Source organism: Flavobacterium taihuense, assembly GCF_019351435.1.
In the GTDB taxonomy this organism is placed as follows: Bacteria; Bacteroidota; Bacteroidia; order Flavobacteriales; family Flavobacteriaceae; genus Flavobacterium; species Flavobacterium taihuense.
Genome location: NZ_JAHWYN010000020.1, coordinates 16,106 through 29,342 on the forward strand (window position 1 = coordinate 16,106; position 13,237 = coordinate 29,342).

Below are 13,237 nucleotides of genomic sequence, written 5' to 3' on the forward strand. Positions count from 1 at the left end.
GCAGATTATCTCAGAAAGTTGTTACAGAATTCAAGCCATTCGTTGTATAATACGCAGTCTGTATTTTCAACATTCCATAAAAAAAAGCCAAATTGCTTTGTACACAATTTGGCTTTACTTTTTTGTTGTTTGTTTCTAATTCTAACTGTTAATGTCCATTATATCATCAAATTTTGATTTTCTTTCAGCAATTATGTTTTTACCGTCATGAAACATTTTATCATAATTGTTTTTTATTGTTCCTGATAAATTCTCCAGTTGGCTTTTGAATTCATCGGCTAAGTTATTGCCTTTTTGCAGCATTTTTTTTCTTGTATCTGCTCCTTTTGCAGGGGCAAACAATATCCCTACAACAGCTCCTGCGGCTATACCGCCCAAAACTCCTAATGCGATTTTATTTGCTTTCATATCTCAATTTTTTAATGATTAATTATAAAATTTTTCTACCTTGAATTATTCTTAATATTACTGCTATTAATGCGATTACAAGCAATATATGTATTATAGATCCTGCACTATAGGCAAAGAAACCGATTGCCCAAAAAATAACAAGTATAACTGCGATTGTGTAAAGAAGGTTGCTCATGATTATTGTTTTTTTTAAAATTAATAATTCGTTGCAATCATATACAATCACAACTATATAACGTATTTATTTAATTTTTGTTATTTACTGTAAAATCTTTTAGACTATTTCCAAGTTCATCCATATCATGGTTGAATTCTCTTTTAAAAGATTTCCAATCACTGTTGACATCATTTTTGTATGAATCAACTTTTATTTTAAGTTCTTTATTTTTTTGTTCCATAGCATCGATATTTTTTTGGTAGGTTTTATCGATATCATTTCCAGTTTTTTTGATTTCCAATTTCAAATCGGCTATTTTAGCATTATTTTCTTCAATTTTGGTATTGGTATCTTCCTTAAATTGTTGCCATTCTTCTGCTGTAGCAGCTCTTTTGGCTTCGTCCAAATCCGCTTCGGCTTCTGTTACAGCAACTTTTGCACTGTCAACGTTCTCTTGGGCATCTTGTTCTTTTTCAGTATTTGGTTTGCAACTTGTAACGATTGAACTAATTGCAAAAGAGGCAATTGCAATGGTGAAAATTGATTTTTTCATATTAATTATATTTAGAGTTATGCTTTTGATAAAAATTGTATCCATTTAAATCCGTAAAGAGATCAAATGGATACAACTTCCAATCACTATTTTAAAGTGCTTGAATAATTTTGTGAAGTTCTTCTTTGCTTTTTCCTAATTTGATTTGAAGTTTACCCATCATTTCTTCTTTTTTACCTTCAGCAAATAACAAATCATTATCTGTTAAGGCAGCAAATTTTTGTTTCAATTTCCCTTTTTGTTCGTCCCAATTTCCTTTTAGCTCTGTTGTGTTCATCTTGTTATTATTAAGTGTGAAAGTAGTTTCACGACACTACAAAGGTGGGGTGATTTGAAAATAAAAGGGTTACAAAATTTTTGCAAAGAGTTACATCATTTACAGTTTTCGTACTGTTATGCATCATTAATTTTACTCTTTGATATGGTTTTCTGCCTCATCCAAAGCTTTATCCAATTCGCTATTAAATCCGTCTTTTATTTCTTCTTCCAATTCATTTATTTGTTCTGCTAATTCGGAATATTCTTTTGATAATTCTGTGATCTCTCGTTCAGTTTTAATTTCTGCATTCATTACCGAATTGCTTGCTGGTTCGTGTGAAGAAACTAATTCGTTTATTTTGAGATGCAAGGAAGCTGAGAAACGATTGAACGATTTTTGGATAATGAATAAACTCAGGAAAGTAACTCCAAAAATGATATCACCAATAATCAGATGTGCATCATTGTATGTAAATAAACTATTGATCCACCAAAACAATACTAAACTTAATGCGATAAGAAACGATATAGAATTCCCCAATATTGTAGTTGCGATTGAGACTAATTTTTCGAAAAGAATTTCGGTATGACTATATATTTTGTTCATGATATTTTATTTATAACTAATATAAAAGCCCCACCAATTTAATAGTAGGGCTAATCCTAAATCTTTAACAAACGTTCCCGTTGTCTTAAATTTATTTTTTAAAGAGCATTTACGCTTTTACGGTTTCAAAATAATCTGATATAAAAAAGATTTTTTGGGTTGTACTCATTTTGTCCGCTTCTTTGATTACAATTTTTGTATTAACAAAGCGATGGTCTTTTTGTGTTTTATTGAATAGTTCTGCTTTTGCATTTGTAGGTCCAAAGAGCAATACATCATCATATTTCAAAATTATTTCTTCCAGTTTTTTATAGAATTCAGTTTGTAATTGCTGTTCCTTATTATGCATTAATAATTCGCTTTTTGCAAGGCTTTCTACTTTATCAATATGTGAAAAATTAGATTCAATTGTTTTTAATTCATTCCATTGATCATTAAATTCTATGATGTGAGCGATTGAATGATTCATCCAAATAGCTAATTTTTTTTCCGTTTTCATCTTCTTTATTTTTAAATATCAATACTGTGATTTGGGGCATATTTATCTAAAATTTCTTTTAAAGAATTTAGGTATTCTTTCAAAACTTTTTTGTTCATTTCAGGAGTTTCGATATATGGAATGGTTTCCGGCATTTCTAGAAGATACTTTGATAACTCAGGATATTCTTTTCGTATTACCATTGTTATCTTCAAGATTCGGTCATTCAGTTCTTTTGTGGTTTTCATACAATAAGAACCTAATGTTTACCATTTTTATGACCATTATTTCCATTGCCATGATCACCATGATTGCCTTGGTTTCCATTATGATTACCATTGCCATGATTATCATCATGGCGAGGTTTGTAATTTGATGCTGATCTGTAGTTTTCTTGATGTCCTTTATTATACCCTCTGTAATATTTTACTTTGTGTTCTTTGTAATGACCATAAGGTCTTGATCCATGATAGTCATTTAACACTACCTTGTAGCCGTTATATAAATCATAATTTCTATAGCGATTGGGTAAATTACCGGATCTTATCCATATACCATTGCTTAAAAATATAAATTGATGTGCACGTATGTCATAATAGGATTCTACATCTGGCAAATAATAATAGGATACTTCAGAGTAGCCAACAGGCCCCCATTGTGGTGGTGTTCCAAAATTTACGTTTATTGAAACTTGTGCATGGTTTGCTGTTGAGACAAACAAGAATATTGCTACGGCAATTAGTTTTAATGTTTTCATTTTCTTTGTTTTTAAATGTTTCTATTCATCATCATTCATCATTTTTGAAGAGAATGGAATATATATTCTCTTTTAATTTTGATACAACAAAGGTGATATTGAAACCCGGATATTATGTTATACTATTAATTCTAAAGATTTCATAATTCACGGATTGGCAACTTTTGATTTTGAATTCTTTTCTTTTTCAATTTCCTCTTTCTTTTTGGCAGCTACTTTTTCTTTTTTATTAAAATAGCCTTTCAATAAAAAGTTATGTTTTGCTGCCTCCATGTTTTCATTAAAGCCTTTAGTCCCTTTTTGTAGATTTGTCATAGTGGCATCCAGTCTATTACCCATTTGCTCATCCATTAGCAGTTTGGACAAAGTTCCTTTTCCGTTATTTATTTTAAAACTAAATTCGGCTAATTGATCCGTAATTACGGCGGCATTATCGACTGTGGTTTTTACTCCTTTCATAATATCTTCAATTTCAATCGCTTTGAGGGATGCAATTGTAGCATTGTCTTTTACGGCATTTTTTGATGTTGTACCGGGTGAGATCGTAAGTACTTTGTCGCCCATCAAGCCATCAGATCCAATACTTGCTTTGGCATCTGTTTTTATAAAGTGTCGAACCTCGTCTTTGATAACCAATTTTACTACTACAGCTGAATCTGTGATGAGCTCAATTTCGCTAACTGTTCCTATATTTATTCCAGAGAACCGAACATTATTGCCCACTTTCAGTCCTGTAACTGTTTTAAACTGTGATTGCAAAGTAAAAGTAGATCCAAATAAATTTTTCTGTTTTCCAACAAAGTATATGGTTCCAACAAAGAGAATCAATCCTACTGTTACAAACATTCCTAATTTCCACGTAAAACCTGATTCTTTATACATAATTTAAGTATTTTATTTGTTAAATGAAAAAAGAGCGAACCCATTCGTCCTTACTTTTTTCTAATGCTGCATAACTGCCTTCTGCACATATTACACCGTCTTTTAAAATCATAATTCGATTACCGGTCAGTTTGGCGCAGGCCATATCATGCGTAATGATGATCGAAGTTGTTTTGTATTTTTTTTGGACATATAATATCAGTTCACTTATTTCTCTTGAAGTTATAGCATCCAAACCAGTTGTGGGTTCATCATACAAAATGATTTCGGGTTTAATGATGACTGTTCTGGCAAGTCCAATTCGTTTTCGCATACCACCAGACAATTCGGAAGGCATTTTATCAATAGCTTCTTCTAAGCCAACACTTTCGAGTGCTTCAAGAATGGCTTGGTTAACTTCATTAGAAGTCGCATTTGGCGAATGGTGTTTTAAGGTAAATTCCAAATTTTGTCTGACCGTCATCGAATCATACAAAGCACCATTCTGGAAAAGAAAACCGATTCGAACTCTAATGTTATTTAAATCTGATTCCTTCAAATTTGTGATATCATTTCCAAAAATGGTAATCTCTCCTTCATCGGCATGTACTAGTCCTACCAAACATTTTATGGTAATTGATTTACCAGAACCCGATCGACCTAAAATCACCAAATTTTCTCCTTTTTCCACAGCAAGATTGATGCCTTTTAGAACGGCATTATCACCAAAAGATTTACAGACATTTTTTAATTCTATGATAGTTTCTTTTGAATGCGTTGTTTTTTTTATATCCTTCAATGTTTTGTCCTGTATCATAGTTTAATAAAATAAATCAGTTATCTGAACAGCAATCATATCCAAAACAAAGATGGCTAAGGAGGCTGTAACTACTGCTGTATTTGCAGCTTTTCCAACACTTTCAGTGCCATTCTCGGCATTATACCCCTTATAACAACCTACTAAACCAATAGCAAATCCGAAAAAAAAAGTTTTTAGTATTGCAGGCAGTATGTCCAAATATTCGAGGTGTTCTAATACATTGGAGAAATAGCGGTATAAGCCCATGTTTTCATGAATGTTGTATCCAATATAACCTCCAAAAATGCCAATAAAGTCAGCATAAATAACTAAAATTGGAATCATAATGGTGGTTGCCATAATTCGGGTTGCTACTAAATATTTGTAAGGATTTATCGTCGAAACTTCCATAGCGTCAATTTGCTCGGTAACTTTCATGGAACCCAATTCGGCTCCTATTCCAGATGCTATTTTTCCAGCGCAAATCAGGGCGGTGATTACGGGTATAATTTCTCGTATTAATGAAAGTCCAACCATACTGGGCAGCCAAGACTCTGCGCCAAATTTGGCCATTGTTGGTCGAGATTGTATAGTAAGAACGAGTCCCATTATAAAAGCAGTAATACTTACTATAGGTAAGGATTTGTATCCAATGGCGTAACACTGCCAAATAAATTCTTTGAATTCAAAAGGAGGTTTTACAATTTCTTTAAAAAAGCGTGTGGCAAATAGCGTTGCCTTGCCAATATCTTCAAAAATGTTTTTCAGATAGGATTTAGCAATCGGTACTTTTATATTGTTTACAGGACTATTCATGGTTTTAATAATGGAGTTGCACAGTTGATTATGTAAATCTCAGGAGACTGAAGATTTTCTTTAAGTATCCAGGTTAAATTTCCGGCAAGTCACCAATAAATCGCCAAGACCTTTTAAAGTGTCATGATCTTTTTTTATTGATTGATGTTGGGCTTTGAGCATATTTTGGTGATTTGGTGTTAAATGCTCTATGTTATTATTCAAAAGGTAATTATACTTTTTTAGAATAACATCGGTATCATACTCACAGCGATTCAGTATATCTTCACGATCTTTAATTTTGATATTAGACAATAGTTGCATCCAAATTCGAAAAAACAATAAAATTGCAGCAGAATCTTTTGTTGGTTTTCCTCCTAATTTGTGAACTTCCGAAATCAATTCTGCTTTGCATCTTTTGCTTTTTTCTTGAAATACGGCAAACAACGTTTTTAAATCCGCTTCATTAGTTTGTTTTGAAGCCGTCGTGTATCTTTCAAATCGGTTGCAATTGATTCCAATAAAAATATTTAACACATCAATTGATTTTTTTGTATTCATCGGATTCAAATTAAGGTTGGTGGTTAATATATCGAAATGCTACATTTTTTAATGAGCAAAGGTCAATGCATTAGTATCATAAAGAGTTTCATAATTTGTAATGAGTTTTATATTATTCACGCATTAAGCTCCTATTTTAGGACGGCTTAGTTTCAAAAAGACTTCTTTATTAACTTGACTTGAAGTATGCAATTTTAAATGGCGTCTACTCATTTTTTCAATAGTCAATCGAGCCATTAAATAACTGACAGTAGATTCAGCTCCTTGGTTAAGATTGATATAGGTATCTTCTAATCCGTCATAACACCCGCCAGTACAAGGATTGTAAACGATTTGATGTAAATGGTTGTTTCCTAAAAACCAACTGAAGCCAATCTTCAATTTTCTTGAATATTCTTGATCTTTGAAGGCTATAGAAAATTTGCTTAACGCCAAAATAGTATAAGCAACATCAATGGGTTGTTCACCTCCAATTACTTGTTTGTCGTCACTATCTTTTTTAAGCATCCATCCCTTATTGGATATTACTTTGATGCTGTTTTCTTTAAAAATTTTGCCCAAAAGGAAGTCAAAGGTATTTTTGGCTACTTTTTTATAATCTTTGTCTCCTGTGCTTAAATAGGCGCAAAGCATTGCTTCTGGCAAAATACTGTTTCCGTAAGTCAGGTAACTTTCATACCAGTTCCAATTGGGAGAGGATTCATGTTTGTACATTTGAATCATTCGGTCGGCTAATTTTTTAATTATTGTCGTATTTTGTTTTGATTTTTCTTTAGAATTAGCATAATACAACCCTTTGATAACAAAAGCCATTGCACGAGTCGAATGTATTTTAGTTACATTGACTATTGCCAGTTGCAAAGTTAATTTAGCCTTTTCTACTAAATCTAAAGGCAAAATGGCTCCTAATGAGATCAAATATCCTAATGCCCAAATGGCTCTTCCGTTAGAATCTTCCAGATTTGTCTCGTTGTTTTGATCTGTAAAATCGCCATCTTCATCAACATAATTTAGAAAAGAACCATCATCTTGCAAACAAGAGGCTATAAAATTCAAGTAGATTTGGATGTAATTTAAGTCAGTTTTGTCTTTATGTAATTCAAAATGTTCACACATGGCTACCATCGCGCGGGCATTATCATCTATAGTGTATCCTGATTCTAAGTCGGGTTGATTGACAATAGAAAACTGAATCATGCCAAAATCAGTAGTTAGTTTTTTGATATGATCCAAGTTAATTTCTGGAATCTTATATTCTAAATTAAAATTTTTACTTCCCGTTTTTTTAAACAAAAGGGCATGAGCTATTGCAGAATTTTCCCAAGCTGTTGGGGCAATTTTATGCAATCCGTTTGCACTTATGTTTTTTCTTAATAGATTATCCAGTAACAAATGATTGACTTCTTTGGCTAATTGATTTGAATTTTCAAAATCGATTATGATTCCAGCACCTTTGCTAAGTACTTCATTGGCATGTGGAATAGGAGTAGAGATAATAGGGCAACCACAGCTTATGGCATATGAGAATGTTCCACTTACAGCTTGATTTGGATCTTTTGACGTAAACAAATAAATATCGGTCAGTTGCAAAAAGTCTAAAAGTTGAGTTAACGGCAAAAAAGCGTTGACAAATAGAACATGATTTTGTAGTTGCAAGGTTTGAATTTTAGCCTCCAACATCGTTCTGTATTTTTCACCTTCTTCTTTTACTACAGATGGATGTGTTTTCCCTATTATTAAAAACAAGACATCCTTGTTTTCTTTGATAATACTGGGCATGGCGTCAAGGGTTGTTTCGATACTTTTCCCCGAACTTAATAATCCAAAAGTCGAAAGCACTTTTTTTCCGGCCAAATTATATTCTTCTTTCAAAAGTTCTTTGTCTGAATGAGGTACCAAATGGGTTCCATGTGCTATTACGGTTATTTTTTCAGGATCAATTTCATAATCATTTTTTAAAATTCGAGCTGCTGATTGGGTCATGACAATTATCGAATGAGCTAGTTGACCAATTACCTGTACATTTACTTTAAATGAATTATCCGGATTGGGTAATACAGTGTGGAATACAATTATTATTGGTTTATTTATTTTATAAAAAAATTGTATCAAATTGGCTTCGTTTTTTTTAAAAAGTCCAAACTCATGTTGTAGCAATACCATCTGAATTGAATTATTGGCATTGATCTTTTTGGATAAATGATATAAATCATTTGGTTGATCCGTATTGAGTATGTACTTTATCGGTTCATTATACTGGTGTCTTTCTGCATCTGATTCTAACGCACAAATTTTTATTTTGAATGAATTTTTAAACTTATTGTTTAAGGATTCAATTAAATCCTTTGAATAGGTCGCAATACCACATTCTCTTGGAGGAAAAGTAGTTATAAACAGGATTTCGGGAAGTTTTGTTGCAGTTTCAGAAACCAAATGGTTGGAAATAGATGTTGTGAATTCAGTGTTTAATATTCCAACAGGTAGGCTATTTGCGTTTTGTGTGGGGATTCTATTTCTCATCTTTTAATGTATTAAGCATTAGATCTTTTAATAATTCGGATATACTCATAGAGGCAGTTCCGATACGTTCATCGGCAGCTCCATAATAGATATATAGGGTATCTTCAAATAAAGCAGTTCCGCTTGGAAAACACACATTATTGACTTCACCTTTTAGTTCCCATATTAACTCGGGTTTAAAAAGGGGGTAGGGCAATCGTGCAATTTCCTTCATTGGATTTTTTAAATCCAACAAGGAAGCACAGGCTGAATAAACAAATCCTTTGATGGTATCCTGTACTCCATGATAAATGACGAGCCACCCAACTTTAGTCTCAATAGGAGGACAACCGCCGCCAATGTAACTCGCTTCATGCGCATATTTCGGTTTCATAGCAATGCGCTCATCAAAACTTTCGAAATAGGTTTCCCAAAACTGAGGATTAAGATCTTCCAAGTTTTTTACAGAAACAACAATTTGTATATCAGGTTTAATGCGATGCAAAAAAACAAATAGACCATTTATTTTTCTAGGAAAAAAAATCACATTTTTATCCCATAACAATACTTTTTCTCCCTGTTTTTTGGTTACTCCTTCATGGTTATTATAGCGAAAGTATTTGTCATTTTTTTTTCTATTTTTTGTCGTATTCTCATCAAACTCATTGTAGGTAATTTGAGGAACAATTATGCCTTTTTTATCCCATTTTACTAAATCCATTGATGTAGCCAAAGCCCCTAATGCATTTATTCCGTCATAGGCAGTGTAGGTCATATAATAGATGTCTTCAATTTTTACAATTCTTGGGTCTTCAACGCCATGTGATTCATAATCAAATTGAGCAAAAATAATGGGAGTGAGGTTCCGGCTTTCAACAGTAAGTGGACCAATGAGTTTGCAGTATCCTATATTTGAATAATTACCATTGCTTACTGCTCGATAAAATAGATGAACATGTTCTCCTTCTTTTATTACAGCTGGATTTAGAACACCTTCATTCTCAAAAACGAGTGCTGTTTTTTGGATAAGTACACCTTCTTTCTTTACTGCTACCATGATTTTGTGTTTGACTTTTTTGTATAAATTAGAATCATAAAGGTCAATTTATAATACCGAAAATTGTTTCAATACTTTTTTAATTACTTTTATTATTTACAGATTTGAAAGTATTTACACATTCTTATAAAAGTCTTTTAATCAAATTTTGAAAGAATCTTAATTGTCTTTTCATAGAAAAGGGCTGTTGTTTCCAACAGCCCCATTCATCCCAAACCTACCTTTTACCTATTTTATGAATTCTTGTTTTGAATGCTCTATATTTAAATGCTTTTCCAGAAAGGCATTTTCATTGAACTACATTTTCTGTTTTCTAAGACTGTAAAGGTCTAATTATAATAGCTAATAGTATTACATTTTTATTTTTATAACTTATAGTATTCACTGATTTTGAATAACTGATAGCACTATGAAGTATCATTTAAAATGTTATTCTTCTATCTAAATTCGGAATTTTTATTACAAAAAAAAGGAGGCTGTTTTCCAACAACCTCCTTTTAAAGAGTATTAAAAAAACCAATTAAAAAAACTCTTTAGTATGTTGTTTTTAATTCAACTCTTCTGTTTTTGGCACGACCAGTAGCAGTTTTATTGGTTGCAATTGGTTTACCTTCTCCAAATCCTAAAGCAAGTAATCTTGACTCAGGAATACCTTTACTTACCAAATATTGTTTTACAGACTCCATACGTTGTTGTGATAATTTTATATTGTATGCATCACTTCCATTACTATCAGTATGACCTTCAATTTGCAATTTAGTTCCATCATAACGATTTAAAATTAGAACTAGTTCGTTAAGTTCAACATAAGAAGATGTTTTTAACGTAGCACTGGCATTTTCGAAGAAAATTTTACCAGCGATATAAGCAATTCTTTTAACATCTTTAGGTGCTATTTCTGGGCATCCTTTGTTTATAATATTTCCTTTTACTGTAGGACAACGGTCATCAATATCTGGAACACCGTCACCATCAGTATCAGGACAACCTTTTAGTGCGATTGGTCCAGCAGCTTCAGGACAACGGTCTTCACTATTTACAACGCCATCTTTGTCGTTATCCATAGGACATCCAGCTTCATTAACAGTTTGGCCTGCTGGTGTATTTGGGCATTTATCATCGATATCTGCAACACCATCGTTATCTGCATCTGGACAACCTCTTAAAGCTACTGGTCCCGCAACATCAGGACAACGATCTTTAGCATCGGCTACACCATCTTTATCTCTATCAGGACAACCATTCAAGGCTGCTGAGCCAGCAACATCTGGACATTCGTCTAAATAATCGGCAACACCATCATTGTCTTTATCAAGAGGACAACCATTCTTATCGACAAGTATGCCAGCAGGAGTATCTGGACATTTATCATTTCTATCTGAAACGCCATCATTATCGGCATCTTTTTTCTCTCCTAGGTTGAAAGACAATCCTACAGTATGCATCAAAAACGAATCTTTGCTTCCTCCAGAAACGCCGTCTCTGTCGTCTCCATCAGTAAACATGAATGTTTCTTGCACATTAAGCATCACAACTGGCGTCAGTCTGAATGTTAATCCACCACCTGCTGTTGGCAATAGGTAATCGATTTTTTTACTATCTACATCTAGTTTTTTGTCAAAAAGCATAACTCCCAAACCTCCAAAAATATAAGGTCTCACCACATAATCTGGATTTAATAAATTAATTTTTAAATTCAGTGCAAGTGATGAAAACTCACTGTTGAAATAACCATCAGGACGGTTGTAAGCAACGGTTCCTTTATTTGCAGCTAAGTTCAAATCAAAATATTTTCCTAAATATCTCGAAACAGACAAACCTCCAACTCCATAAAACGTCATATCGGTTTTATAAAAATCATTTCCGAGGTCTCCGTTATACTGTGTTGCACCACCAGATATTCCAATGTTCCATTTTCGATCTTCGGTTTGTGCATTTGTAATAAATGTAAATGCTAAGCACGTACATAAAAATAGTAACTTTTTCATTTGTGTTTTTGTTTAATTATTTAGTCAAAGGTCATTCGTAAATCAACTTTTATAGTTACAAAACTTTTCTTAATAATTGTATCATTCACACTTTTATTGGAGAAATAAACTCATGTGATTACTAAATAACATATTGATATTAATCTATTTGTGTGTGTTTTTTTTATAAAAGGTAGTATGCAGTTGTGGTTTAGTATTTGTGCTTAATGCAATCACGATAATGCTTTGTTTCCAATTATTAAAACAAAAAAAAGAGGCTGTTTTGCAACAACCTCTTCAGAGAAAAAAATATTCAAAAAAATAAAATAAACTATTTGTAAGTTGTTACCAATTCAACTCTTCTGTTTTTGGCTCTACCTGAAGCAGTTTTGTTATTGGCAATTGGTTTACCATCTCCAAATCCTAATGCTGTAAGTCTAGTTTCAGGTATTCCTTTGCTGATTAAATAGGTCTTTACAGATTCTGCTCGTTGTTGTGATAAATTTATATTGTCTATATCACCACCAATGTTATCCGTATGTCCTCCAATTTGTAAATCAGTCGCATTATAACGTTTTAATATGATTACCAAATAATCAAGTTGAGCATAAGACGACATTTTTAATTCAGCACTGGCATTTTCAAAGAAAAGCTTACCTGCAATATCAGCTATTTTTTTCACATCGACAGGAGCTATTGTGGGACAACCCTTGTCTATGATATTGCCTTTTTCATTGGGACAACGGTCATTATTATCTGTAACTCCATCGCCATCAGTATCTGCACAACCTTTCAGAGATAGTGGTCCAGCGGTATCTGGACAAAGATCCTGTTCATTGGCTACCCCATCATTATCATTATCCAAAGGACATCCTGATGCATTTACTTTGTAGCCTGCAGTTGTATTTGGACAAGTATCATCAATATCGGCGACACCATCTTTATCAACATCAGGACAGCCTTTCAAAGCAGCAGGACCTGCAATATCAGGACAACGGTCTTTGGCATCGGCTATTTCATCTTTATCTCTGTCAGGGCAACCATTCAAAGTTGCAGATCCGGCAACATCTGGGCATTCATCACGATAATCGGCAACACCATCAATATCTTTATCAATCGGACAACCTGTTTTGTCTACTGCTACACCAGCAGGAGTGTCAGGACATTTATCATCTTTATCGGCTACACCATCATTATCAGCATCTCTTTTAATATCCAAAAGACTTGCTGTTAAACCTCCGGTTATTTCAAAAAAAATGTCTTTTTTGTCTAAAATATTTTCTGGATTTCCGCTATAAAGAGCTATGCCATCAGACATTGCCACTTTTTCTTTTCCAATTTCGGTTTCTGCTGCGTTCATATATGCAAATGAAAAGCACATGCACAATAATACTAATTTTTTCATTTTTATGGTTTTTTAATTGTTTGTACCAAAGATCATCTACAATTTGACTTTAAGTGTTACATAACTTTTGAT

At 32.9% G+C, this 13,237-nt stretch carries 16 protein-coding genes; all 16 read right to left on the reverse strand.

Annotated elements, in window-relative coordinates; all coding sequences use genetic code 11:
* Nucleotides 1–141 precede the first annotated feature (141 nt).
* Nucleotides 142–408: a YtxH domain-containing protein gene (locus KZH69_RS17350; protein ID WP_219318747.1), complete on the reverse strand. Its 267-nt coding sequence runs from the start codon at nt 406–408 to the stop codon at nt 142–144.
* Nucleotides 409–430: 22 nt separating this feature from the next.
* Nucleotides 431–586, reverse strand: coding sequence for a lmo0937 family membrane protein (locus tag KZH69_RS17355; RefSeq protein ID WP_219318748.1), 156 nt, complete (start codon nt 584–586; stop codon nt 431–433).
* Nucleotides 587–656: 70 nt separating this feature from the next.
* Nucleotides 657–1,121, reverse strand: coding sequence for a sll1863 family stress response protein (locus tag KZH69_RS17360; RefSeq protein ID WP_219318749.1), 465 nt, complete (start codon nt 1,119–1,121; stop codon nt 657–659).
* Between the two features lie 91 nt (nt 1,122–1,212).
* Nucleotides 1,213–1,398: a CsbD family protein gene (locus tag KZH69_RS17365; protein WP_219318750.1), complete on the reverse strand. Its 186-nt coding sequence runs from the start codon at nt 1,396–1,398 to the stop codon at nt 1,213–1,215.
* A gap of 132 nt (nt 1,399–1,530) precedes the next feature.
* Entirely contained in the window at nt 1,531–1,986 is a 456-nt protein-coding gene (locus KZH69_RS17370; RefSeq protein ID WP_219318751.1) for a low affinity iron permease family protein, read from the reverse strand.
* 109 nt (nt 1,987–2,095) lie between these two features.
* Entirely contained in the window at nt 2,096–2,485 is a 390-nt protein-coding gene (locus KZH69_RS17375) for a hypothetical protein (RefSeq protein ID WP_219318752.1), read from the reverse strand.
* Nucleotides 2,486–2,496: 11 nt separating this feature from the next.
* Nucleotides 2,497–2,712 (reverse strand): hypothetical protein, encoded by a 216-nt coding sequence (locus KZH69_RS17380; protein WP_219318753.1) that lies wholly within the window; start codon nt 2,710–2,712, stop codon nt 2,497–2,499.
* Nucleotides 2,713–2,723: 11 nt separating this feature from the next.
* The gene (locus KZH69_RS17385) at nt 2,724–3,221 is read right to left on the reverse strand and encodes a hypothetical protein (protein WP_219318754.1); all 498 of its coding nucleotides are present in this window, start codon (nt 3,219–3,221) and stop codon (nt 2,724–2,726) included.
* A gap of 147 nt (nt 3,222–3,368) precedes the next feature.
* A complete protein-coding gene (locus tag KZH69_RS17390; RefSeq protein ID WP_219318755.1) occupies nt 3,369–4,103 on the reverse strand; it encodes an MlaD family protein in 735 nt (244 codons plus the stop codon).
* Nucleotides 4,104–4,122: 19 nt separating this feature from the next.
* Nucleotides 4,123–4,899, reverse strand: a complete 777-nt coding sequence (locus KZH69_RS17395) for an ABC transporter ATP-binding protein (protein ID WP_219318756.1) — start codon at nt 4,897–4,899, stop codon at nt 4,123–4,125.
* Between the two features lie 3 nt (nt 4,900–4,902).
* A complete protein-coding gene (locus KZH69_RS17400) occupies nt 4,903–5,697 on the reverse strand; it encodes an MlaE family ABC transporter permease (protein ID WP_219318757.1) in 795 nt (264 codons plus the stop codon).
* A 60-nt stretch (nt 5,698–5,757) separates the two neighbouring features.
* A complete protein-coding gene (locus tag KZH69_RS17405) occupies nt 5,758–6,237 on the reverse strand; it encodes a PA2169 family four-helix-bundle protein (protein WP_219318758.1) in 480 nt (159 codons plus the stop codon).
* A gap of 123 nt (nt 6,238–6,360) precedes the next feature.
* Entirely contained in the window at nt 6,361–8,757 is a 2,397-nt protein-coding gene (locus KZH69_RS17410) for a glycosyltransferase (protein WP_219318759.1), read from the reverse strand.
* A complete protein-coding gene (locus KZH69_RS17415; protein WP_219318760.1) occupies nt 8,747–9,793 on the reverse strand; it encodes a glycoside hydrolase family 130 protein in 1,047 nt (348 codons plus the stop codon). The genes KZH69_RS17410 and KZH69_RS17415 overlap by 11 nt, the downstream gene beginning before the upstream one ends.
* A gap of 533 nt (nt 9,794–10,326) precedes the next feature.
* The gene (locus KZH69_RS20645) at nt 10,327–11,781 is read right to left on the reverse strand and encodes an OmpA family protein (protein WP_219318761.1); all 1,455 of its coding nucleotides are present in this window, start codon (nt 11,779–11,781) and stop codon (nt 10,327–10,329) included.
* 310 nt (nt 11,782–12,091) lie between these two features.
* Nucleotides 12,092–13,165 (reverse strand): OmpA family protein, encoded by a 1,074-nt coding sequence (locus KZH69_RS17425; protein ID WP_219318762.1) that lies wholly within the window; start codon nt 13,163–13,165, stop codon nt 12,092–12,094.
* Nucleotides 13,166–13,237 lie beyond the last annotated feature (72 nt).